The organism is Halomicroarcula saliterrae, from assembly GCF_031624395.1.
GTDB classification, from domain to species: Archaea; Halobacteriota; Halobacteria; order Halobacteriales; family Haloarculaceae; genus Haloarcula; species Haloarcula saliterrae.
The window spans coordinates 147938-169721 of record NZ_JAMQON010000002.1; the positions used below are offsets into that span (position 1 = coordinate 147938).

At 68.5% G+C, this 21784-nt stretch carries 23 protein-coding genes; 14 read left to right on the top strand and 9 right to left on the bottom strand.

All coding sequences use genetic code 11. The features are described 5' to 3' along the window. Positions 1 to 21 precede the first annotated feature (21 nt). Positions 22 to 642, top strand: coding sequence for an ArsR/SmtB family transcription factor (locus tag NDI56_RS08720; protein ID WP_310919631.1), 621 nt, complete (start codon positions 22 to 24; stop codon positions 640 to 642). A gap of 19 nt (positions 643 to 661) precedes the next feature. Here NDI56_RS08720 and NDI56_RS08725 read toward each other — a convergent pair whose 3' ends face one another. The 4 genes from NDI56_RS08725 to NDI56_RS08740 form a co-directional block, all read right to left on the bottom strand. After that, a complete protein-coding gene (locus NDI56_RS08725) occupies positions 662 to 1969 on the bottom strand; it encodes a DUF7827 domain-containing protein (protein WP_310919079.1) in 1308 nt (435 codons plus the stop codon). A 170-nt stretch (positions 1970 to 2139) separates the two neighbouring features. Continuing rightward, positions 2140 to 2547, bottom strand: a complete 408-nt coding sequence (locus NDI56_RS08730) for a DUF5778 family protein (protein ID WP_310919080.1) — start codon at positions 2545 to 2547, stop codon at positions 2140 to 2142. 68 nt (positions 2548 to 2615) lie between these two features. Next, on the bottom strand, positions 2616 to 2810 hold the full coding sequence (locus NDI56_RS08735; protein WP_262180732.1) for a cold-shock protein: 195 nt from the start codon (positions 2808 to 2810) through the stop codon (positions 2616 to 2618). 2 nt (positions 2811 to 2812) lie between these two features. Then, positions 2813 to 3007 carry a cold-shock protein gene (locus tag NDI56_RS08740; RefSeq protein WP_310919081.1) on the bottom strand — a complete coding sequence of 65 codons (195 nt, stop codon included), beginning with the start codon at positions 3005 to 3007 and terminating at the stop codon, positions 2813 to 2815. A gap of 104 nt (positions 3008 to 3111) precedes the next feature. Here NDI56_RS08740 and uppS point away from each other — a divergent pair, with 104 nt between their 5' ends. Continuing rightward, the gene (uppS, locus tag NDI56_RS08745) at positions 3112 to 4032 is read left to right on the top strand and encodes a polyprenyl diphosphate synthase (RefSeq protein WP_310919082.1); all 921 of its coding nucleotides are present in this window, start codon (positions 3112 to 3114) and stop codon (positions 4030 to 4032) included. A 5-nt stretch (positions 4033 to 4037) separates the two neighbouring features. Here uppS and NDI56_RS08750 read toward each other — a convergent pair whose 3' ends face one another. Next, the gene (locus NDI56_RS08750; protein WP_310919083.1) at positions 4038 to 4646 is read right to left on the bottom strand and encodes an undecaprenyl diphosphate synthase family protein; all 609 of its coding nucleotides are present in this window, start codon (positions 4644 to 4646) and stop codon (positions 4038 to 4040) included. Between the two features lie 182 nt (positions 4647 to 4828). On the opposite strand from NDI56_RS08750, the gene NDI56_RS08755 reads away from it, so the two are divergent. Then, a complete protein-coding gene (locus NDI56_RS08755; protein ID WP_310919084.1) occupies positions 4829 to 6172 on the top strand; it encodes a DUF92 domain-containing protein in 1344 nt (447 codons plus the stop codon). Further along, a complete protein-coding gene (locus NDI56_RS08760; RefSeq protein ID WP_310919085.1) occupies positions 6169 to 6591 on the top strand; it encodes a GNAT family N-acetyltransferase in 423 nt (140 codons plus the stop codon). The genes NDI56_RS08755 and NDI56_RS08760 overlap by 4 nt, the downstream gene beginning before the upstream one ends. Here the strand turns inward: NDI56_RS08760 and dnaG are convergent. After that, the gene (dnaG, locus tag NDI56_RS08765) at positions 6588 to 7871 is read right to left on the bottom strand and encodes a DNA primase DnaG (protein WP_310919086.1); all 1284 of its coding nucleotides are present in this window, start codon (positions 7869 to 7871) and stop codon (positions 6588 to 6590) included. The genes NDI56_RS08760 and dnaG overlap by 4 nt on opposite strands. 268 nt (positions 7872 to 8139) lie before the next feature. Here dnaG and NDI56_RS08770 point away from each other — a divergent pair, with 268 nt between their 5' ends. The 10 genes from NDI56_RS08770 to NDI56_RS08815 all read left to right on the top strand — a co-directional run bounded on the left by NDI56_RS08770 (position 8140) and on the right by NDI56_RS08815 (position 19039). Beyond that, entirely contained in the window at positions 8140 to 8622 is a 483-nt protein-coding gene (locus NDI56_RS08770; protein WP_310919087.1) for a peroxiredoxin family protein, read from the top strand. 43 nt (positions 8623 to 8665) lie between these two features. Beyond that, a complete protein-coding gene (locus NDI56_RS08775) occupies positions 8666 to 9046 on the top strand; it encodes a YgaP family membrane protein (RefSeq protein WP_310919088.1) in 381 nt (126 codons plus the stop codon). 126 nt (positions 9047 to 9172) lie between these two features. Beyond that, positions 9173 to 9442 (top strand): DUF7571 family protein, encoded by a 270-nt coding sequence (locus tag NDI56_RS08780; protein ID WP_310919090.1) that lies wholly within the window; start codon positions 9173 to 9175, stop codon positions 9440 to 9442. A gap of 129 nt (positions 9443 to 9571) precedes the next feature. Further along, the gene (locus NDI56_RS08785; RefSeq protein WP_310919091.1) at positions 9572 to 10489 is read left to right on the top strand and encodes an HFX_2341 family transcriptional regulator; all 918 of its coding nucleotides are present in this window, start codon (positions 9572 to 9574) and stop codon (positions 10487 to 10489) included. 119 nt (positions 10490 to 10608) lie between these two features. Beyond that, complete coding sequence (locus NDI56_RS08790; protein ID WP_310919092.1) at positions 10609 to 10827, top strand: DUF3311 domain-containing protein; 219 nt, start codon at positions 10609 to 10611, stop codon at positions 10825 to 10827. Next, the gene (locus NDI56_RS08795; protein ID WP_310919093.1) at positions 10820 to 12346 is read left to right on the top strand and encodes a sodium:solute symporter family protein; all 1527 of its coding nucleotides are present in this window, start codon (positions 10820 to 10822) and stop codon (positions 12344 to 12346) included. The genes NDI56_RS08790 and NDI56_RS08795 overlap by 8 nt, the downstream gene beginning before the upstream one ends. A gap of 223 nt (positions 12347 to 12569) precedes the next feature. After that, positions 12570 to 15236 carry a valine--tRNA ligase gene (locus NDI56_RS08800; protein WP_310919094.1) on the top strand — a complete coding sequence of 889 codons (2667 nt, stop codon included), beginning with the start codon at positions 12570 to 12572 and terminating at the stop codon, positions 15234 to 15236. 73 nt (positions 15237 to 15309) lie between these two features. Continuing rightward, entirely contained in the window at positions 15310 to 16104 is a 795-nt protein-coding gene (locus tag NDI56_RS08805; RefSeq protein WP_310919095.1) for a hypothetical protein, read from the top strand. 75 nt (positions 16105 to 16179) lie between these two features. Next, positions 16180 to 17601 carry a citrate/2-methylcitrate synthase gene (locus NDI56_RS08810; RefSeq protein WP_310919096.1) on the top strand — a complete coding sequence of 474 codons (1422 nt, stop codon included), beginning with the start codon at positions 16180 to 16182 and terminating at the stop codon, positions 17599 to 17601. A gap of 304 nt (positions 17602 to 17905) precedes the next feature. Continuing rightward, positions 17906 to 19039 carry a citrate synthase gene (locus NDI56_RS08815; RefSeq protein WP_310919097.1) on the top strand — a complete coding sequence of 378 codons (1134 nt, stop codon included), beginning with the start codon at positions 17906 to 17908 and terminating at the stop codon, positions 19037 to 19039. Positions 19040 to 19063: 24 nt separating this feature from the next. Here NDI56_RS08815 and NDI56_RS08820 read toward each other — a convergent pair whose 3' ends face one another. Genes NDI56_RS08820 through NDI56_RS08830 form a run of 3 tightly spaced genes read right to left on the bottom strand, consistent with a single transcriptional unit; the run spans position 19064 to position 21698 of the window. After that, positions 19064 to 19420 carry a hypothetical protein gene (locus NDI56_RS08820; RefSeq protein ID WP_310919098.1) on the bottom strand — a complete coding sequence of 119 codons (357 nt, stop codon included), beginning with the start codon at positions 19418 to 19420 and terminating at the stop codon, positions 19064 to 19066. Between the two features lie 30 nt (positions 19421 to 19450). After that, the gene (locus tag NDI56_RS08825; protein WP_310919099.1) at positions 19451 to 20230 is read right to left on the bottom strand and encodes a DUF1405 domain-containing protein; all 780 of its coding nucleotides are present in this window, start codon (positions 20228 to 20230) and stop codon (positions 19451 to 19453) included. A gap of 49 nt (positions 20231 to 20279) precedes the next feature. Further along, positions 20280 to 21698: an acyl-CoA thioester hydrolase/BAAT C-terminal domain-containing protein gene (locus NDI56_RS08830; protein ID WP_310919100.1), complete on the bottom strand. Its 1419-nt coding sequence runs from the start codon at positions 21696 to 21698 to the stop codon at positions 20280 to 20282. Positions 21699 to 21784 lie beyond the last annotated feature (86 nt).

Here is a 21784-nt window from a genome sequence, read left to right on the forward strand (position 1 = left end):
CGTGAGCCACGTCCAGTGACAATGTCGGGACTCATCGACCGGATTCAGGAGCGAACGGGGTCGCCGAAGGAACGACCCCGAGTGCTCGATGTCGACGACTCGGACACCGACGCAGTGCTCGATGCGCTCTCCTCGGACACCGGCCGAGAACTGTACCGGACGCTGTTCGACGAACCCGGGACTGCCTCGGAAATCGCACGGCGCTGTGACACTTCCGTCCAGAACGTCCACTACCACATCTCGAACCTCGAGGCCGCCGAACTCGTCGAACCGATCGAGACGGTGTACTCCGAGAAGGGCAACGAGATGACCGTGTACGGGCCGGCGAGCGACCCGCTCGTACTGGTCGGGAACCGGGGTCTGTACGCGCAGGTCCAGCAGTCAATCACCGACATCGTGGCCGGTATCGGCCTGCTGGCGATGGCGAGCCTCCTCGTCCAGTGGGGCGCCGAACGCATCGCCGGCCGGCCCGGCGGGAGCGGGGCGCTGGGTCCGGCCAGTCCCACGTCCCCACAGACGGACCCCACTGGTTCCGTCCCGTGGCTGGTGTTCGGCGTCCTCGAACCCGGTCTGCTCTTTTTCTGTGGCAGCCTTGCGCTCCTCGGCGTCGCGGCGCTCGCGGCCCGACGGCTGTCGCACTGAGGTGGCGAGATGCGGGGGGTCACGACAACAGCGTTCTGACGACCAGAGTGACCCCGCCGATAGCGAGCAGGCCGCCCACCGCAATCGCAGCCGTTCCCGCGTTCAGTAACCCCGTCGACCTCCCGCTGGTCACGCGTTCGGTCGTCACCGCCAGCGCCGCGTCGGCCGCGGTCGAGACGTTCCCGGACTGCAGCGAGAGGGTCGCAGCCGCGTCCGCCTCGCTCGTGACGTTCGGACCCCGGTAGAGAGTGATATCGTAGACACCGTCTTCGATATGCGTGTCCCGACTGACCTCTGACCCGGGAACCGTCGTGACCGAGTCGCGACTGGCGACCGTCCGGAGTGTCTCGCCCGACTGGCCGGCCGCTCGGGTGTCGAACAGCAGGGTAACCGTGCCGTCACCGTCACCGTCGCGGACGGTCGCGTTAATCTGGTAGCCGTTTGCCGGCCCGCCGAGCGAGAGCGTCGCGGTGTCCCAACTGCCGAGGGTGACGGGTATCTCCGCGACCTCGCCCTGTGCGCTCGTGTAGGTGGCGCGTTCGAAGCCGAACCCGTCGTCACCGACGGCGAAATCCGCGCTCCGGTTCGACTCGACGACGAGCAGCCCGTTCTCGACCGCCGAAGCGCCGCCGGCGACCCGGAAGTGGTAGCCACCGGTCCCGACTGTCGGGGCGAGGGTCGCCCGCTCTCGGGTGACGGTAATCGAGTCCTCGGCAGCGGCGACGGAGAGCCGGTCGCCGTCGTTAGCGGCCGTTTCGAACCGGAGACGGACCTCGCCGTCGTCGCTACCGTCCGTCAGCGTCGCGTTGACGAGAGGAGCGCCGGACGGCGCTCCGAGCGAGAACTGGACGGAGTCGCCGTCCACCGTCGAGACCGGTATCGTCGCGACGCGTCCCCGCTCGACGGTGACGACGGTGTCCGGCACACCGGCGATGTCCGGCTCGGGGTCGGTACAGCCGCTCTCACAGGGAGCGACTCGTCCGTCGTACTCCGCGAGGGACGTCCCGTTGTGCTGGACGGTGACGGCGAAGCCGGTGTTCGCGTCGACAGTGCGCAGGTCGAACACCGCTGCGAAGGCGCCGTTCCGGCCGACGTAGACCGTCTCCTGACTGAGATACGGGGCCGTCGTGTTCGTCAGTTGGAATCGAACGGTAAGTTCGGTCCCCTGTTCGAGGGTGGTCTGGCCGCGCAAGACCTGCTGTTGTCCCGCTTCGAGGGGGAGGCTGTTCTCGTCGATACTGGCCGTCTCGTCGGCCAGTGTGGGGTCGGCACCCGTCACGGCGGCCCCGAGGAGTAGCGTGGCGAACGCAATGAGACGAACGCTCATCGCCACACTACCCCCGAGCGTCGGTCACAGCCCGGAAACACCACACTGGTCGGTGGCGACGCGAGCGCTGGCGAGGCGGTCACTATCATCACGCGTCGCGTTCTGTCGACCGATACAAAGCTTCGCCGGTAGGTTAAAATCCGGTTGTAGCGGTTCGGCAGCCGTCGAATCTACTCGCCCCGGACGCCGGTGACCGCGAAGCCGTGGTCCTCGATGGCGTCGAGAACGCCCTCGTGGTCGGCACTGGCCTCGTAGTAGAAGACGAGGTCGAACGAGCCGTTGCGGAGGAGCTGCTGGCACTCCCAGACGAACTCCTCGCCGTCGAGCGTGAGCCCCTGGTGCTGGTTCGAGGAGAACTGCGGGTCGTCGCTGCCCGAGTAGACGAAGGTGTCGGTCGGATCCATACCGTACCCCTCGGCGATGAGTTCGCCCACGTCGATGGTGGCCTGCATCATCTCTATCTCGTCGCTGCCGTCGTAGTCGGTGTGGACGACAGCGCCGTTGAGCTGTATCTCACCGGGTTCCAGCAGCTGCTTGGTTCGCCGATAGAGGTCGTCGTCGAGTGTGCCGTCGCTCATACCCGTGGCTCTGCAGGGAACGTCCTAATGGGCTTCGAATGGGGCGGGCGCGGTGCCCGCTGGTCAGTTCAGAGCCGCGTCACGTTCTCCGCGCGCGGCCCCTTGTCGGCCTGGACGATGTCGAACTCGACTTCCTGCCCCTCCTCCAGGTCGGGGCCGCCGACGTCTTCCATGTGGAAGAACACGTCCTCGTCCGCGTCTTCGGTATCGATGAACCCGTACCCGCCGGTGTCGTTGAAGAAGTCAACGGTGCCTGTTGCCATGATCACACCCTCGTGAGGTTCTTCGCTCGCGGACCCTTGTCCGCCTGTTCGATGTCGAACTCGACTTCCTGACCCTCCTCTAGGTCGGGACCTTCGATGTCCTCCATGTGGAAGAAAACGTCCTCGTCGGAGTCCTCTGTGTCGATGAAGCCGTAACCGCCCGTGTCGTTGAAGAAGTCTACCGTACCGGTCGCCATTGCGACCGGCAGTTCTCACCCGGGGCTAATAAATGTATGTGGCAGGTTCCCACGGCCGACGCCAGCCACAAACGCCTTATCGGCTCGTTGATATGCTACTGGTGATGCGAGAGCGGATCGAGCGAGTGGGCTACGCGGCGTACGAGCGCCTGCTCCGGCGGGAGCTGTCGGGAACGCCCAGTCACGTCGCGGTCATCATGGACGGGAACCGACGCTACGCCAGGAAACACGGCGTCGAGGCGACCCAGGGCCACAGCGAGGGCGTCGAGACGGCCGAGGCGCTGTTACACTGGTGTGACGACCTCGGCATCGACGAGGTCACGCTGTACACCTTCTCGACGGAGAACTTCGACAGACCGGAGGAGCAACGGGAGTATCTCTTCGACCTGGTCGAGGAGAAACTCCGGGGCTTCGCGGACGCCGACCGCGTCCACGAGGCCGAGGTCTGTATCCGCGCCATCGGTGAAACCGAGATGCTCCCCGAGCGGGTCCGGGACGCCATCGACTACGCTGAGCGTCGGACGGGGCAGTACGACCGCCTCAACCTCAACATCGCGCTGGCCTACGGCGGCCGCGCGGAGCTTCTGGGCGCGGCCCGGGATATCGCCGCGGCCGTCGACGCCGGGGAGCTGTCCCCCGGGGCCGTCGACGCCGACACCATCGAGTCCCGCCTCTACGAGGGGCCGACCCGCGACGTCGACCTCATCGTCCGCACCGGCGGCGACGAGCGCACCTCGAACTTCCTCCCGTGGCACGCCAACGGCAACGAGGCCGCGACGTTCTTCTGTACCCCCTACTGGCCCGAGTTCCGGAAAATAGACTTTCTCAGGGCGATCCGTACCTACCAGAACCGCGAGGAGTCCTGGCGCGCCACGCGGGCCCGCCGCGCGGTGACGCTCGTCCAGGCCGTCGAGGATGCGGAACTGTCGCAGGCGAGGGCCGTGCTGGGCCGGTTCCGTGATGCGCTCCCGACCGCCGAGCGAGAGGGGTTAGACGACGAAACGGCCGAGGCGTCGGCGGACTGAGCGCTCTATCGACCGTATCTGCGCTGCCGTTCCTGATAGTCCCGCAACGCCCGCAGGTAGTCGCGCTGGCGGAAGTTCTGCCAGTTCACGTCGGTGAAGTACAGCTCGGAGTACACCGACTGCCAGATCATGAAATCCGAGAGCCGTTCGGCGCCGGTCTTGATGACCAGATCGGGAGCCGTCGGGAAGACGAGGTGCTCCTCGACGGCCGCCTCGTCGATGTCGTCGGGCGCGAGCTCCCCGCCGTCGACGCGCTCGGCGAGTTTCTGGACCGCCGTCGCGAACTCCGACTGGCCGCCCAGCCCGATAGATATCTGGATCGGAGCGTCGGCAGCGTGCCGGTCTCCGGGGCCCCGAACGGCGACGCTGGTCGGCGCCCGGAGGTTCGCGAGCTCGCGCCGGAGCGTCGGCACCACCTCTTCGTCGAGGACGCTGACGTAGACGACGATGGTGTCGACCCCGTACCGAACGGCCCACTCGAAAAACCGTTCCAGCGTGGCGTAGGCCCCGTCGGTCAACAGGTCCCGTTCGGTGATGACCAGCGCGACCGTCTCCGGGAGGTCGGCGTCGCTGCGGCGGAGCCGGAGCGCGAGGTATCGGTCGTACAGACCCACGATATCGGGTATGCCGACCGCTCGCGTAAAACTCACGGTCCGGGCTAGCGACGGTCGTTGGCGGGGACACCGGCACCGAACAGATCGTCAGACTGTCACCATCTCAGACGGAGACCGCATCTATGGTTCCTAGCCCGGGAAGTTCGGAAAGGGTAAGTGGCTCTCGGGGATACGGCCGGGACGTGAGTTCGACAGTCCAGCGGGCGGGAGCGTTCGCCGCGGTCGGCACGCTGGCGTTCGCCGTGCCGGTCGCTGCGGGGCTCGCTTCGCCCGCGCTCGCGACTGTCGCCGCGACCGCGCCCTTCGTCGCGGTCGCCCTGTTCGCCATGTTCGCAATCGGTCCGGAGACGGCCGTGTTCGATATCTTCGCGCGCCCCGGCGACTACGAGGACGGGCGCCTCTACGGCCTCGCCGCCTTCGCGCTGGCCGCGGCGAGTCTGGCCTTCCTCTCGGTGCAGTTCGACCTGCCCGTCTGGGTGTTCGTGGCCACCGTGGTCCTCGTCGCGTACGGTAACTTCGGCCAGCGCGTCGCCCACCGGCTCGACAGCGACGAGGTGGTCGCGACGGCCGGCTTCGTCGTCACCGGCTTCGCCTGTGGGACCGCCGCCAGCCTCGTCGCGGCGCGGACGGGGGCCGGCAGCGTCGCCCCGTCGACAGCGCTGTTCCTGGCCGGGACGGGCGCGCTGGTCGCCGCGCTCTTTCGCTCCGTCCTCTTCGAGCGCGACGACCCGCTCGTCTTGCTGTCGGTCGGTCTGCTGCTCTGGCTGTTCTTCGAGCTCGACCCCGCGGTGGGGACGACCCGCGTGTTCGTCGCGCTCGGCGTCTCCGCGGTGCTTGGCTACGCCGCCTACGCGCTGGATACGGCCTCGCTGCCCGGCATGTTGACCGGGGTCCTCCTCTCCTTGCTGACCATCGTGCTGGGCGGCTACGGCTGGTTCGCCATGCTCATCTCGTTTTTCGGGCTGGGCGGGCTCTCGACGAAGTACCAGTACGAGGAAAAACAGGACCGGGGCATCGCCGAGGAAAACGAGGGCGCACGCGGGAGCGGGAACGTGCTCGCGAACTCCATCGTCGCCCTGCTCGCGGTGCTGCTGTGGGCCGCGAGCCCGACCCACGTCAGTGTCGACCCCGACATCTTTCTCTATGCCTTCGCCGGGGCCGTCGCCGCAGCGATGACCGACACGTTCTCCAGTGAGTTCGGCGGCCTCTACGACAACCCGCGGCTCATCACGACGTTCGAGCGAGTCGAGCCGGGCACCGACGGCGGTGTCACCTGGCAGGGCGTCGTCGCCGGGCTCGTCGGCGCCGGCATCATCGCCGGTATCGCCGCCGTCACCATCGACGGCGTCGGCACGGCCGGCGCCCTGCTCATTCTCTGCTGTGGCTTCGTGGGCATGACCGTCGACAGCCTCCTCGGCGCGACCGTCGAGGGCACCGTCGTCGGCAACCAGGGGGTCAACACGCTGGCGACGCTCGCGGCGGCGCTGACCGGTGTCGGCGCGGCGCTCGCGGTCAGTCTGGTATGATTCGCGAGGCCGTCCCGGCGGACGAGACACGGCTCGGCGCCATCCAGTCGGCCGCGCTCGACGACACGTGGCCCGAACTGCTGGCGGTCGCTATCGACGGCGCACCGCACGTCCTCGTCGCGGACGAGGGACAGGGGCCCGTCGCGTACACGCTGACCGTCCCGGACCACCCGGTCGCGTACGTCGCCGAGGTCGCCGTCGCGCCGGCGATGCAGGGACAGGGGCACGGGACGGCGCTGCTGTCGGCACTCCTCGACCGGCTTCGAGAACAGGGGTTCGAGACGGTGCGGCTCACGGCCCGCGCCGACGACGAGCGCGTCCGGTCGTTCTACGACGGGTTCGGGTTCACCGTCGCGGACGACCTCCCGGAGCACTACGACGACGGCGGCGACGGCGTGTTGCTGGTCAGGCCGCTCTAGACGGTCCGGACCTGCACGCCCGTCGGCTGTTTCACGTACTCGCCCTCGCCGGTCGCGACGACCACCTCGACGCCCCGCTGGGCGGCGACGTCGAGCACCTTCTGTGAGCAGGTGTCGTCGAGGACGACCGTCTGGGGGGCGGGCTCACAGGCCTCGATGAGCGAGACCGCGTCGGCGGCCTCGCCCTCCGAGCGGACCGAAAGGTCCGTATCGAGCAGCCGGACGGTCCCGCTCCCGACGACGGCGTCGATGTGGTCCGAGAGCGCCGTCGGGGCCTCGGCGCTCGCGTCACCGTCGACGGCCTCCTCGGCCGCGGTCCCAGTCTCGGTGTCCGACCGGGTGCCGGCCGTCGCCGGCTCGGCCGTGCTGGTCGGTGGTTCGGCTTCGACGCCGGCGACGGCCGCCGCGGCGTCGCTCTCTTGTGAGCCTGACCGGCCGATTGCCACCGTCCCGTCGAGGGCAGCCGCCGCCGAGTCCGCCTCGGCGACGGTCTCGTACGGAATCTTCTCCCGCAGCGCGGACATGACGGTCTCGCGAGAGAGCCCCTCGACCGAGCGGCCCCGGGGTGCGACGGCGACGTAGTCGATGTCCCCCATCTGCGCGAGCTCTTCGAGGATGAGATCGCCGCCACGGTCCCCGTCGACGAAGGCCGTGACGGTCCGCTCACGGCTCAGCGCCGCGACGGCCTCGGGGACGTCGGTCCCCTCGACGGCGATGGCGTTCTTGACGCCGTACTGCAGGAGCTGTAACACGTCGGCTCGCCCTTCGACGACGACGATAGCGTCGGAGTCCGCGACCCGCGGACCGGCCGGCAGCCCCTCGTACGTGGTGATGTCCTCGACGCGGGCCCGCTGGCGGACCGTCTCGACGATGTCCTCCGTTCGGACGGCCTGTGCGTCGAACGACGCGAGCAGCTCCGTCGCCCGCTCGACGACCGCGCGCCGTTTGGCGCTCCGGATGTCCTCGATGTCCGTGACGGTTATCTCGGCGCTGCAGGGGCCGACCTGCTCGATGGTTTCCAGAGCCGCCGCGAGGATAGCCGTCTGGACCTTGTCGAGGCCGCTGCCGACCGTTATCTCGCCGTAGGAACTCCCCTCTTCGGAACGGATCTCGACGTCGATGCGCCCGACTTTCTTCGAGTCCTGCAGGTCCCGCAGGTCGAGCTCGTCGCCGAGCAGCCCCTCCGTCTGGCCGAACACCGCGCCGACCACGTCGCTGCGCTCGACGACGCCGGCGGCGGTTATCTCCGCGTGTATCAGGTACTTTGCTGTCTCGTCCATTGCTAGCTGAGTCCCGGCCCGTCGCAGAACGGAAGCGACGGGCCACTGCCACTATGGTTACGTACGTAGCGACGGCCCAAATAACCTGCCCACCGCTCGCCTCGACGGACGGGTCCGCGGTCCGCTCGTGGGCACGAGCGGGCCGCGGTCCGGAGCGAACACCGGACGTCCGTCACCGACGTGTCGGTCGACGGCCCCGACGGCACGAGAGACGCTGGGCACGCACAGCCCCCAAGTGGTTAAACCGCCCAACCGCGGACCAGTGCGTATGACGATTCAAGGCGAATCTGCCCCCGAGTTCACGCTCGAAAGCACCGGCGGCGGCAAGGTGTCGCTGACCGAGCGGCTCGAAGACGGCCCGGCGGTCGTGCTCGTCAACCGCGGCCACTGGTGCAGTTTCTGTGCCGAACAGCTCAGGACGTTCAGCTCGGTCGCCGAAGACCTCCGGTTCCACGACGGCGTCGACGTTCTGGCGGTGGTCCCCGACGAACTGCAACGCGTCACCGAGATGCGCGACCGGAACGACCTCGACATCCAGCTGCTCGCGGACCCCGACGGCGCGGTGGCCGAGCGGTACAGCGGCACCGAGGAGACAAGCCACGGTCGCACCGGTATCGCGGCCACGTACGTCGTCGACACGGACGGTGTCGTCCGCTACGAGCAGGTGGCGGACCACCCCGCCGACCGGACGTACGGGAACTGGGTCCGGTACTTCGTCCGCAACGACTTCGAGAACCCGTTTGGCGAGTAACCGCGGGGTGAACCTACAAGGGCGTTCGGACCGTCCGTCCGGTATGGACGACACCAAGAACGTCGGCGGCCGAGACCGCCTCGTTCGGCTCCTGCTCACAATCGTGCTGAGTATCGTCGCGGTCCGGTCGCTCCGCCGCGGGAAACGCCTCCGCGGGCTGCTCGCCGGCGTGGGGGCGCTGGGCCTCGGCTTCAACGCGACGACCGGTTACTGCGGCGTCAACGACGCGCTTTCGGTGGACACCACCAGTGGCGGGGACGTCGAGATCGACTTCGAGGGGACCGACAGCGAGGAGCGCGAGACCGGACCGGAGCAGTCCCGGTCCAGCTATCTCACGTGCGCGTCCTGTGGGGACCCAATCGTCCCGGGACAGCGCCGTGGCCCCAACGGTCAGGACGACATCGTCCACGACGACTGTCTCTGAGCCGCCGCGGACAGGCCGTCAACGACCCGCTGTTTCTCGCGAGTCAGTCACCTCACCAGTGACGACAGAGATTGACACGGACGATAGATACTTGTTACGTGCTCACATGGGTCATCATGGATCGACATGCAACCGTGCCAGAACTGTCAGGCGGTCATCGACGAGTATCTCCTCGATAAACAACTCGAACCCCTGCGCGAGCTCACAGTCGACGACTTCAATCTCTGTGTCGACTGCACGACCATCGCCGCGGATGCGTGCGTGGAGTGTGACGGCGCGGTCTATGTGCCACGCGGCGAGACCGAAACCCCCGACTACTGCCCGGCGTGTCGGGCGGACCTGCTGAAACAGACGGGCCGGGACCCGGGCTGGACGGCCGACGCGGTGTCCACCTGAGCAGACGGCCGGCCGACGACTGCGGTTCCGTTTTCCGCGGCCACGGCGTGGCAGCCGCGGCCCTCGGCGCTGCGGGCCGTTCGCCGGAGAACGCGGGAGCTTTTATAAACAGCCCCGCTACGCTCGGGTATGCAGACCCACATCGTCCCGGTCGGGTTCGACTACGACCGGCTCATCGCGCCGCTGGTGCGCGAGCAACTCGACGTGGACCGCGTCATCTTGCTGGAGGGGGCAGTCGGCTCCGAGGCCAACGTCGAGTACTCGCGCAACCTCGCGGAGAAGCTGGAGAAAGACTACGAGAACCTGCTGGGCGCCGAGACCGAACGGGTAGTCGTCGCGGACGTGTACGACTACGACGAGGCCTTCGAGCAGGCCTTCGCGCTCATCAACGCCGAACTGGACTCGGGCAGCGAGGTGTGGGTCAACGTCTCGGCGATGCCCCGGACCGTCTCCTTCGCCTTCGCCACGGCCGCCCACTCCATCATGGTCGAGCGCGAGGGCGACCGCGAGCGCATCCACACCTACTACACCGTCCCGGAGAAGTACCTGGAGACGGAACTCGCCGAGGAGCTGCGCAAGCAGGTCGACCTGTTGCAGGACCTGCAGGCCGACGAGCCCGTCGACGACCGCGTCGCCGACCGGCTGTCGACGGCGCTCGACCTGCTGGACGAGTTCGACGAGCGCGGGACGACCATCGGGGCCAAGGAGATAAACGGCTCGCACATCGTCGAGCTGCCGGTCGCCTCGTTCTCGAACGTCAAGCCCTTCGAGGAGGTCATCCTCTTTACGCTGGGCGACCACGGCGAGTTCGAGTCCGTCTCCGAGCTGGCCCAGCAGCTGGCCCGCGAGCTGGGCGAGGAGTACACCGACTCCTTTCGCTCGAAGGTCATCTACAACGTCGACCGGCTGGGCCCCGGCGGGAAGGGGTACATCGAGCAGGAGGAACACGGGAAATCCTACCGGACGCGGCTCTCACGCATCGGCGAGCTGTGGGTCCGGGCACACTCCGCCGAGGACCGCGAACGCCGCGGTACCGACCTCCCGTGACTACTGGCGTCGTCTCGGACTGCGCTGACGGCCCGACGCGCTGAAGACAATCTTTCTTCAAAAATATCCTGTGAAGATTCGCTACCCATTAGTGGCGGCAGTGGCTAGCCTGAGACAGTATGAGCACCGTTCGATTCCTCGCGTGGACGGTCGTCGCAGTGGTGCTAATGGCGCTCGCAGTGCCGTGGTTCCTCTGGGGGAGCACGCAAACGGCTCTGGGGCTCCCGGTGTGGCTGTGGTGGCACATCGGGTGGATGGCGCTCGCCAGTGTCGTCTTCGCCGTGTTCGCGCACACTGACTGGGGTCTCGGCATCGAGGCGGTGAGCCCGCGTGGCTGACACGGCGCTACAGCTGGGAATCGTCGGCGCGTACATGGTCGTCGCGCTGGCGGTCGGCGTCGTCGCCTACCGGCTGACCGACCGGACCGCCGAGGACTACTACCTCGCGAGCCGGACCCTCGGGACCGTCGTGTTGCTGTTCACGACGTTCGCGACGCTGCTGTCGGCGTTTACGTTCTTCGGCGGCCCCAACCTCGCGTACAGCGCCGGCCCCGAGTGGATACTCGTCATGGGGCTGATGGACGGCATCATCTTCGCCGTCCTCTGGTACGTGCTGGGGTACAAGCAGTGGCTGGTCGGCAAGCGCCACGGCTACGTGACACTGGGCGAGATGCTCGGCGACCGCTTCGGCTCGACGCCGCTCCGGGTCGTCGTCGCCGCCGTCAGCCTCTTCTGGCTGTTCCCGTACGTGATGCTCCAGCAGAAGGGGGCGGGCCAGGCCATCGTCGGGCTCACCGGCGGCGCGGTCCCGTTCTGGGTCGGGGCGGGGGGAATCACGCTGTTCATGGTCCTGTACGTCACGCTCTCGGGGATGCGCGGGGTCGCCTGGACCGACACGCTCCAGGGGCTCTTTATGCTCTCGCTCGTCTGGGTCGCGGTCGCGTGGGTCCTCTCGGCCGTCGGCGGCGCCGGCGAGGCGACCGCCGCGCTGGCGGTGGACGAGCCCGCTTTCGTCGGCCTCGGCGGCGGGCTCTACACGCCCCAGTACATCGTCTCGACGGCCGTGAGCATCGCCTTCGGCGTGGCGATGTTCCCACAGATAAACCAGCGGTTCTTCGCCGCCGGGTCGAAGCGAGTGCTCAAGCGCACGTTCGCGCTGTGGCCGGTCCTCGTCGTGCTCCTGTTCGTCCCGGCGTTCATGCTCGGCGCGTGGGCGGCCGGGCTCGGCGTGACCGTCCCGGAGGGCGGCAACGTCATCCCCGCGGTGCTGTCCGAGTACACGCCGGCGTGGTTCGTCGCGCTGGTCGTCGCCGGCGCGATGGCGGCGATGATGTCCTCCAGTGACTCCATGCTGCTGTCGGGGTCGTCGTATCTGACTCGCGACCTCTACCGGCCGCTGACCGGACGCGACGACACGAGCGACGAACGGACCGACCGCCGCGAGACGCTCGTCGCCCGCGTGGGCGTCGTCGCCTTCGCGACCCTCTCGTTCGTCGCGAGCCTCTACACGCCGGGGACGCTGGTCCAGATCGGCGACACCGCCTTCAGCGGCTTCGCACAGCTCACGGTGCCGGTCGCCCTGGCGCTGTACTGGCGGGGGACGACCCGGAGCGGGATGTTCGCCGGCGTCGTCGGGAGCCAGCTGTTCTACGGCCTGCACGTCTTCCCCGTCGTGTCGGCTCTCGGGGAACTGGTCAGCACAGACGTCGCGCTCCCCGCGACGTATCTCGGCTGGACGCCGGGCGTCGTCGGCATCCTCGTCGGCCTCCTGCTGACGGTCACCGTCTCGCTGGTGACGGCGCCCGCCGCGACCGAGGACCCGGCCGCCTACGCCGTCTCCGGCGTCGAGAGCGACTGAGCCCTCGTCGTGTCTACCCCCGTCAGCGGTTCGCCGGCACCCGCCCGCTGTCGCGCCAAACCGAAGTCGTTTAGCCCCCGGTTGGCCCATAGGCAGATAATGGCGCGTCGAGCACCCGGTTCGCCCGTTCCCGTACCCCGCGTAGTAGGGGTCTCCACGCCCCACTAATCACACCTCTCGACGCCCGTACCGTTTCTAACTACCCGAAGACCACAGATTCGACATGAGTGACACACAGGACCCACCGACCGAGGAACCGCCAGCCGACGAACAGCTCACTGGGGAGTACGACCCCAACGACATCGAGCCCAAGTGGCAAGACCACTGGGTGACCGAAGACACCTACGCCTACGACGGGGACGCCGACACCCGCTTTTCCATCGACACGCCGCCGCCCACGGTGTCGGGGAACCTCCACATGGGTCACCTCTACCAGTTCACCCTGCAGGACTTCGTCGCCCGCTACCACCGGATGGCCGACGACACCGTCTACTTCCCCTTCGGCTACGACGACAACGGCATCGCCTCCGAGCGCCTGACCGAGCGGGAACTGGGCATCCGCCACCAGGACTTCGAGCGCCGGGAGTTCCAGGAGAAGTGCCGCGACGTCTGTGCCGACTACGAGGACGAGTTCACCGAGGACGTCCAGTCGCTGGCCATCTCCGTCGACTGGGACAACACCTACAAGACCATCGAGCCGCGCGTCCAGCGCGCCTCGCAGCTGTCCTTCCTCGACCTCTACGAGCGGGGCCGGGAGTACCGCCAGCGCGCCCCGACTATCTGGTGTCCCGACTGCGAGACGGCTATCTCGCAGGTCGAACAGGAGGACGAGGACAAGGCCACGAAGTTCAACGACATCGAGTTCGACCTGGTCGCGGACAGCGAGGGCCCCATCACGTGGGACGAGACGTTCACCATCTCCACGACGCGTCCGGAGCTCCTGCCCGCGTGTGTCTCCGTCTTCGTCCACCCCGACGACGACGAGAACCAGCACCTCGTCGGCGGCCGTGCCCGCGTCCCCCTGTTCGAGCAGGAAGTGCCCATCATCGCCGACGAGCGCGTCGACATGGAGACCGGCAGCGGCCTCGTGATGTGCTGTACCTTCGGCGACCAGAACGACATCGAGTGGTACCAGGCCCACGACCTCGACCTGCGGCTGGCCATCGACGAGTCGGCGACGATGACCGAGGTCGCCGGCGACTACGAGGGGCTCTCGACGACCGAGGCCCGCGAGGCAATCATCGAGGACCTCGACGACGAGGGGTACCTACTGGAGTCCCGGGACCACGACCACACCGTGCAGGTCCACGAGCGCTGTGGCGTCGAGGTCGAGTATCTCGTCACCGAGCAGTGGTACATCAAGATGCTCGACAAGAAAGACGAGTATCTCGACGCGGGCCGACAGATGGACTGGTTCCCGGAGAAGATGTACAGCCGCTACGAGCACTGGATCGAAGGCCTGGAGTGGGACTGGTGTATCTCCCGCCAGCGCGACTCCGGGATTCCGATCCCCGTCTGGTACTGCGACGACTGCGGCGAGCCCGTCTTCGCCGAGAGGGCTGACCTGCCGGTCGACCCGCTGTCGGACGACCCGCCGGTCGACTCCTGTCCCGAGTGTGGCCACGACGACCTGACGCCGGAGGAGGACGTCTTCGACACGTGGGCGACCTCCTCGCTGACGCCGCTGGTGAACGCCGGCTGGGACTGGGACAGTGAGGTCGAGGACTTCACGTGGGACAACCCCGAACTCTACCCGTTCGACCTGCGCCCGCAGGGCCACGACATCATCTCGTTCTGGCTGTTCCACACCGTCGTCAAGTGTTACGAGCACACCGGCGAGGTCCCATTCGAGAACGTCATGGTCAACGGAATGGTGCTGGACGAGAACCGCGAGGCGATGTCCAAGTCCAAGGGCAACGTCATCCCGCCGAGCGAAGTGCTGGAGAACTTCCCCGTCGACGCGGCCCGCTACTGGGCCGCCGGGACCTCCATCGGCGACGACTTCCCGTACAAGGAGGGCGACCTCGAAGCCGGCGAGCGCCTGCTCCAGAAGCTCTGGAACGCCTCCCGGCTGGTCGACCAGCTCACCCCGGCCCAGCGGCCCGACGAGCCCGCGGCGCTCGCCTCGGTCGACCGCTGGCTGCTGGCCGAACTCGACGCGACCGTCGACTCCGTCACCGCGAAGTTCGAGGACTACGCCTTCTCGAAGGCCCGGAACGAGCTGCGCTCGTTCTTCTGGAACACCTTCTGTGACGACTACCTCGAAATCGCCAAACAGCGCCTGAGCAACGGCGGAGACGCCTCCACCGAGTACACGCTGTTGACGGCCCACCGGACCTTCCTGCAGCTGTTCGCGCCGTTCCTCCCGCACATCACGGAGGAACTGTGGTCGCGGCTGTACGGTGCCGGCGAGTCGGTCCACACCACCGACTGGCCCGTCGCGGGCGGCTACGAGGCCGACCTCGCGGCCGGCGAGACGGCCATGGAGGTCGTCTCCGCGCTGCGCCGCTACAAGACCGAGAACGGCCTGCCGCTGAACGCCGACCTCGACCACGTCGAGGTGTACGGTCACATCGACGGCTTCGAGGACGCGGTCGCCGAGGCGATGCACGTCGAGCGACTGGACACCTACGAGGACGCGCCGGACATCACCACCGAGATAAGCGGTATCGACCTCGACTACTCCGTCGTCGGCCCCGAGTTCGGCAGCGACGTGGGCGCCATCGACTCGGGCATCGAGTCGGGCGACTACGAGATCGACGGCGACACACTGGTCGTCGCCGGCGAGTTCGAACTCGGCGCCGACCTGTTCGAGGTCGAGGAGACACAGACGTACTCCGGCGAGGGCGAGATGACCGAGACGGAGAACGCGGTCGTCGTCGTGCGGTAAGGGGTATCGGTCCCACCGGCGACGTCGCGTCCGACCGCACAGCTTTATTTTCCGCCGCAGTGAGCCATCGGCTATGCAGGGGAAACCACCGGCCGCGCTGGGGAGTGGCGCCTACGTCGCCGGCGTTGCCGGGGCCGCGGCGCTAGTGGCCGGGTTCGCCTACGACGCGGCCGCGCCCCTCGCCGTCGGGGGGCTGTGTCTGGGTATCGTCGCGGGCGGGCTGGCGGTGACCCGGTCCCAGCTGCTCGGCCGCGGGCTCACGTCACGGCTGACAGGGGCCGTGTTGCTCGCACTCGGGGCCTGGGTGACCTGGACCGGCGTGCAGAGCGGGGCCGGCGCTCGCTACCAGCTAACCATCGGGAGCGTCTTCGTCGCCGTCGTCGGCTGGGCCGTGATGGTGCGGGGGGATGGGGCGCTCGCGTCAGTGGACGGCACCCGGGAACCGCGGGCGACCCTCCCGCGGACGACCGACGGCGCGACAGCAGGTGACGGTCGTCGCCAGCAGTTCCAACGCCTCGTCGACGTCGGTGTCATCGTCGCCGTCGCCTACTTCTTCTACCGCGCACTCGCCCAGTCCGACCCATCAAGCTGGCTCTTCGGTGGGCTCTTTCTGGTCGTCTTCCTCCCCGGAACCCGCTCGCAGGTCCGGCTGACCGACAGTGGACTCGTCACCACGCACTACGTCTTCTGGCGGGTCCCGTTCGACCAGTCCCAGACCCCCTGGACGGGTCTGTACGGCTACGAGGCGACCGATACCAGGCTCAGAATCGCTGCCGACTTCGGCCCCGACCGGGTCTACGACCTCGCCCGGATCGACGACGTCGACCGCGTCGTCGCGGTCCTCGACGACCACATCCCGCGGCTGTGAGCGTGCCGCGGGAGCCTTCGCGCCGGGCTCCGACGCGGGGAAACGCTCTAACCGTCGGGCCGCCCAACAGCGGACGTGACACCCTCCGTCTTCGACCCCGGGCTGGAGTCTATCACCGTCGCGGAGACCGAACTCAGCGACGTGGACGGCGAGGCGGGCGAACTCGTCGTCCGCGGGTACCCGATCGCGGAGCTGGCGGCCAACGCCACCTACGAGGAGGCCGCGTCGCTGTTGCTCTCCGGTCGGCTCCCGCCGGCCGACGAGCTGCGGGCGTTCAGGTCGTCGCTCGCCGACGCCCGCCGCCTCCCGGACCCGGTGACGGCGCTGCTTCGGGCGGCGGCCGACGACGCCGACCCGATGGACGCGCTGCGGATGGGGCTCGGGGCGACCTCGCTCGGCGTCGACGAGGAGACCCCGAGCGCGGTGGCTCGCCGCGTCGTCGCCGTCACGCCGACCGTCGTCGCGACGTACTGGCGCGCCCGCGAGGGGCTGGACCCGGTGACACCGGACCCCGACCTCGGGCACGCCGCTAACTACCGCTACATGCTGACCGGCGACGAGCCGACAACGGCCGAACGGCGGGCGCTGGAGACCCTCCTGACGACGATGGTCGACCACGGGCTGAACCCCTCGACGTTCACCGCCCGCACGGTCGTCTCGACGGAGTCGGACCTCGTCTCGGCGGCCACCGCGGCCGTCGGTACGCTCAAAGGGCCACGACACGGTGGCAACCTCCGACGCGTCTTCGACCTGCTCCGGACGGCCCACGAGGCCGACGACGTGGCGACCGTCGTCGAAGAGCACGTGGACAGGAGCGGGTGGCTCCCCGGCTTCGGCCACCGCGTCTACGACGTCCGTGACCCGCGGGCGGCCGTCCTCTCGGCGGCGCTGGAGACGCTGCCGGGCTCGACGAGCGACGCCTTCCGGGCGACGGTCAGGGAACTGGAGGCCGCCGGGACGGCAGCGCTCTCCGACCGCCAGTCCCGCCACACCGCCCCGACCGTCGAGTTCTACGCCGTGGCGCTGCTGTACAGCGCGGGCGTCCCGCCGGCGCTGTTCACGCCGACCTTCGCCGTCGCTCGCGTGGGCGGCTGGATGGCTCACTGCCTCGAACAGCGTTCCGACAACGAACTGGTCCGGCCGGTCTCCCGGTACGTCGGTGCGACGGGTCGGTCGTGGACGCCCGTCGAGGAGCGGAGCGTCGACTCGGCCCAGTCGCGCCGCGACGCGGTCGACCCCATCGCCGACCGGCTGTCGACGCTCGCCGAGCCGGCGCGCCTGGAGATTCTCCTCGCGCTCGACGAGGCGGAGACGCCGGTCGAGTACTCGACGCTGCGGGCCGCCACCTCTATCGACGACAAGGGGCGGTTCAACTACCACCTGCGCCAGCTCCGCGGGACGTTCGTCGCGAACCGCGACGGGGGCTACGCGCTGGGCCAGTCCGGTCGACGCTTCGTCGACGCCGTCGTCGACGGCGACTTCCTGCCCGACGACTGATACTGCCGGCTGTAACAAACTGACGGAATTCGCCGCCCCGGGGTGGCGAATATCGTGCCGGACTTACAGCCGGCAGTATGAGACGGATTGCAGCGGGAGTCGCCGGACCCGAGGTCGACGATATCCGGAACAGACCGACAGCGGTCCGTGTGAACGGAGAACGCTCGTTCCCCCCATCGTCACCGATACAGCGGGCCGCCGGGCGGTATTCGCCGGCGTCGTCGTCCCTGTCCCGGATACGTCAAATCCGGTGAAGAAATGGCGTTCTCCGAGCGCTTAGGGGGCGCTGGCCGCTGGATACCGTATGACCGGACAACAGCTTCGGCCCGGACTGGAGGGAGTCACTGTCGCCGAGACGCGCCTCAGCGATATCGACGGCGAGGCGGGTGAACTCGTCATCGGGGGCTTTCCCGTCGAGACGCTGGCGACGAACGCCACCTACGAGGAGACGGTGTTTCTCCTGCTGGAGGACCGACTCCCGTCGGCCGCGGAACTCGACGCGTTCCGCGCGGACCTCGCCTCGCGGCGCGAACTCTGTGAAGAGACCCACGCCGTCCTCCGCCGCGCCGCCGAGGACGGGGAGCCGGCGATGGACGCGCTCCGGATGGGGCTGGCGGCAGCGACGCTCGACGCCGACACCGACGAGCCCTCCGAGGCCGCAAAGCGCGTCGTCGCGGTGATACCGACCGTCGTCGCGGCCTACTGGCGCTACCGGAGCGGGGAGGCGCCGGTCGCGCCCGACCCCGAGCTCGGCCACGCCGAGAACTACCTCGCGATGCTCACCGGTGACCCGCCCGATGACCACGCCGTCCGTGGACTGGAGACCTATCTGAACACCGTCGTCGACCACGGGCTGAACGCCTCCACGTTCACCGCTCGTACCGTCGTCTCGACGGAGTCGGACCTCGTCTCGGCGGCCACCGCGGCGGCCGGCGCGCTCAAGGGCCCGCTCCACGGCGGCGCGCCCGGACCCGTACTGGAGATGTTGCGGACCGTCCACGAGTCGGGTGACCCGGAGCGGTACGTCCGGGAGGCCCTCGACGCGGGCGAGCGACTGATGGGCTTTGGCCACCGAGTGTACCGGGTTCGCGACCCGCGTGCCGAGGTGCTGTCGACCGCCGCCGAGCGGTTCTACGCGGCGGCCGCCGAGACCGACTTCTACGACACCGTCGAGCAGTTCGAGACGGTGGCGCTGGACCTGCTGGCCGACCACAAACCCGACCGACGGCTGGCGACGAACGTGGAGTTCTACACCGCCGCCTTGCTCCACGGCGTCGGCGTCCCGCGAGCGCTGTTCACCGCGACGTTCGCCGTCGCCCGGAGCGGCGGCTGGATGGCCCACGGGCTCGAACAGCTGGCCGACAACCGGCTGGTCCGGCCGGTCGGGCGCTACGTCGGAACGCGTGACCGCTCGTGGACGCCGGTCGAGCAGCGGTGACGCCCCGGAAAGGGCCGGGCTGGGTCACCGTCCAGTCGGCCGACGAATCCCACCGTCCGGCTGCTGTGTCAGCTGGCCGGTCGGCTGCTGTGGTGGCTGAGCCGTAGATTGCTGTGGCATCCCACCGGTCGGCTGTTGCGGCGGCTGGCCCGTCGACTGCGGTAGCGGGTGGCCGGTCGGCCCACCTGCGGGCCTGACGCCGTCGGGGAGGATATACTGTAACATCACGTCTGGAACGAACCCGATCTGGTGGTCGTCGGTGTCGGACTCGTAGCGCTCCGGGGCCTCGTCCGCGGCGCCGCTGTACAGTTTCACGCCCTTATCGGTCAGTTCGTAGCGGTCACAGCGAAAGCTGGTGCCGTCGGTGCATATCACGTTCATCGACACGTCGGCGGTTCGGGCTCGACGCAGTTAGCTGTCGGCCCGGCGCCGCTTGAGCTTCTCCACCCTGGTCGCGAGCGCGAGGAACGTCGCCAGAATCGTCAGCGTGACCGCCCAGCCCGCAGCGAGGTCGTGGGCCAACGCAGTGTGGTCGAACCCGTAGACCGAGACGCGAGGTTCGCCCCGCAGCCACGTGTGGTGTGGGCCGCCCAGCACGGGGACGAAGTAGTCCACGATGTCGTTGAAGCCGTACCAGAAGGCCGCCACCGCGACGGCCGGGACGGAAAAGGTCGCGTAGCGGTGGATGAGAAACGCCTCGACGGCCATGGCCAGATGCGAGAGGATGAGAAACCAGTAGAGCCACGCGGCGATGCCCTCGCTGCCGTTGATGACGAGCTGGACGTACGGCGTCCAGAGGCCGAGCTTGATACAGCCGAAGAAGGCCAGCGCGTGGAGCCACTGGAGGTCCCAGTCGAGTTTCCACGCCGCAAAGGAGAGCCCGATGAACATCGTCGCGACGGGCGAGTCCGGAATCAACGGGTACGCCAGGGGCGTGGCGGCGCCGAGCTGCCCGCCCAGCAGCGGCGGTGACAGGTCCGTCGGCTGGCCGGCGTAGTACCAGAAGCCAAACAGCGTCCCGACGAGATTGACGATCGCGATGGGCCAGGCGAGGCGCAACCCGACGTTTTCCAGCCACTGGGGGAGCGGCGCGACGTAGCGGGGCAGCCCCTCCGGGTCGGGGAGCGACCCGTCGAAGTACCGCGCGACGACAGCCTCGATTCGGCGCCCCACCCGGTTCACGACGGACATGGACAGGGGGACGCGAGGCTGGCTGAAAACGCTAGCGGTCGGCCGGTGGTCACTGACTCAGACCGCGTTCCAGCACCGAGAGAACGTCCGGCCAGTGCTCGCGGGCCGCCGTGGCGTTCGCCGCCGGCGAGCCACCGAGCACCAGCGGCCCGACCTGCGTCGAGCCGTAGGTCGGGGTGAACGGCGGCGTGATGGAGTGGCCGGCACCGTCGTACACCGTGAGGTCGAACGCGTAGTCGTACTCCGAGCCGTCCAGCCGGTCGGTCGCGAGCCGGCTGTATCGCGGGCTGTTCCAGAGCCGGTCGTCGCTGCCGGCGACGAACTCGACGGGTCCGTCGATGCGCTCGACCGGGATAGTCGCCGCCTCGACCGTCGACGCGGCGGCGGCCTCGAAGCCGTCGCCGTAGTACGCCCGGCCGTTCGACATCGTCGGCTGGCGCTCGGGGTAGGGGATGTACGGAACGGGCTCGCCGTCTATCGTCCACGAAGAGGCGTCCGGCGCCTCGCCGAGGGACTCGATGCCCTCCCAGACCAGGCCGCCGCCGGAGACGCTCACGACCGCGCCGACCACATCGCTGTTGGCCCCCGAAAGCAGCGCCAGTTCCGCCCCCTTCGAGGCGCCGTACAGCCCGACCTGCTCGCCGGCGACGCGGTCGTTCGCGGCCAGGGTCTCGCAAGCCCGGACGACGTACTCCACGGGGACCTCGACGAGCGTCTCCGGAACCGGTTCGGGTTCGCCGAAGTACTGCAGGCTCGCGGCGACGAACCCGTTGGCGGCCAGCAGGCGTGCCGGCCCTCGCAGCTCCCGCGGCTGGGAGCCGTGCAGGAGCACGACGCCGGGTGCCGGACCGTCCGACGGTGGGTAGTGGACCGTCCCGGCGAACTCGTCGCCCAGTGGTTCCTGTTCGACGGACGGGAGCACGCGCTCGGTCGTCGTCTCGGCGAGCGCCCTGCCCTGTGTGTCGGTGACCGTAATCGTCACCTCGTGGGTCCGGAGTGGGAACAAGGCCCGCCGAGCGGCGAGGTCCGTCTCCATGGCCCAGAACAACCCCATCGGGTCGGCGTCGTCGTAGTCGCCGGCGACGGGCGACTGTGAACCGAGTGTGACCGTCCCGCCGTCACCGACGGCGAACGTAGCGGAGGACGACCAGTCGACCGGACCGTCGGGTCCCGGTGTCGACGTCGCGGCTTCGACGGACACCCGTTCGCCGGGTGGCAACCCGGACAGCGTCGGGGATATCGACTCGTCGATGCGCGCGGTCGCGGGCACTTCGATAGCGGCGTCCGCAGGGTCGTTTCCCGTCGGGGTCCGTGGGCTGTCGGTCCGAGCGTCGTCCGTGGCCGTGCCGGTGTCGGACTCGTCCCCGAGGCCGCCACAGCCGGGAAGCGTGCCGAGACCGGCGGCCGCCGCCGCTGTGAGCAGTCGACGGCGGCCAATCAGCGGAGGGAACTGATTCTTATCCGTCATTATCTGGCAGATTTATTGACATGACGGCGTAATAAACGTTCCTCTCCCGGCGTCGCACTTCGCAGTAGACACCAGATACGCACAGT

Excerpts from the sequence above, each read along its gene's own strand:
- NDI56_RS08825 (WP_310919099.1), bottom strand. The coding sequence starts at position 20,230 with ATGTCCGTCGTGAACCGGGTGGGGCGCCGAATCGAGGCTGTCGTCGCG.
- dnaG (WP_310919086.1), bottom strand. The coding sequence starts at position 7,871 with ATGGACGAGACAGCAAAGTACCTGATACACGCGGAGATAACCGCCGCC.
- NDI56_RS08815 (WP_310919097.1), top strand. The coding sequence starts at position 17,906 with ATGACCGGACAACAGCTTCGGCCCGGACTGGAGGGAGTCACTGTCGCC.
- NDI56_RS08770 (WP_310919087.1), top strand. The coding sequence starts at position 8,140 with ATGACGATTCAAGGCGAATCTGCCCCCGAGTTCACGCTCGAAAGCACC.
- NDI56_RS08735 (WP_262180732.1), bottom strand. The coding sequence starts at position 2,810 with ATGGCAACAGGCACCGTTGACTTCTTCAACGACACCGGCGGGTACGGG.
- NDI56_RS08775 (WP_310919088.1), top strand. The coding sequence starts at position 8,666 with ATGGACGACACCAAGAACGTCGGCGGCCGAGACCGCCTCGTTCGGCTC.
- NDI56_RS08725 (WP_310919079.1), bottom strand. The coding sequence starts at position 1,969 with ATGAGCGTTCGTCTCATTGCGTTCGCCACGCTACTCCTCGGGGCCGCC.
- NDI56_RS08790 (WP_310919092.1), top strand. The coding sequence starts at position 10,609 with ATGAGCACCGTTCGATTCCTCGCGTGGACGGTCGTCGCAGTGGTGCTA.
- NDI56_RS08760 (WP_310919085.1), top strand. The coding sequence starts at position 6,169 with ATGATTCGCGAGGCCGTCCCGGCGGACGAGACACGGCTCGGCGCCATC.
- NDI56_RS08820 (WP_310919098.1), bottom strand. The coding sequence starts at position 19,420 with ATGAACGTGATATGCACCGACGGCACCAGCTTTCGCTGTGACCGCTAC.
- NDI56_RS08830 (WP_310919100.1), bottom strand. The coding sequence starts at position 21,698 with ATGACGGATAAGAATCAGTTCCCTCCGCTGATTGGCCGCCGTCGACTG.
- uppS (WP_310919082.1), top strand. The coding sequence starts at position 3,112 with ATGCGAGAGCGGATCGAGCGAGTGGGCTACGCGGCGTACGAGCGCCTG.
- NDI56_RS08720 (WP_310919631.1), top strand. The coding sequence starts at position 22 with ATGTCGGGACTCATCGACCGGATTCAGGAGCGAACGGGGTCGCCGAAG.
- NDI56_RS08800 (WP_310919094.1), top strand. The coding sequence starts at position 12,570 with ATGAGTGACACACAGGACCCACCGACCGAGGAACCGCCAGCCGACGAA.
- NDI56_RS08740 (WP_310919081.1), bottom strand. The coding sequence starts at position 3,007 with ATGGCGACCGGTACGGTAGACTTCTTCAACGACACGGGCGGTTACGGC.
- NDI56_RS08805 (WP_310919095.1), top strand. The coding sequence starts at position 15,310 with ATGCAGGGGAAACCACCGGCCGCGCTGGGGAGTGGCGCCTACGTCGCC.
- NDI56_RS08730 (WP_310919080.1), bottom strand. The coding sequence starts at position 2,547 with ATGAGCGACGGCACACTCGACGACGACCTCTATCGGCGAACCAAGCAG.
- NDI56_RS08785 (WP_310919091.1), top strand. The coding sequence starts at position 9,572 with ATGCAGACCCACATCGTCCCGGTCGGGTTCGACTACGACCGGCTCATC.
- NDI56_RS08780 (WP_310919090.1), top strand. The coding sequence starts at position 9,173 with ATGCAACCGTGCCAGAACTGTCAGGCGGTCATCGACGAGTATCTCCTC.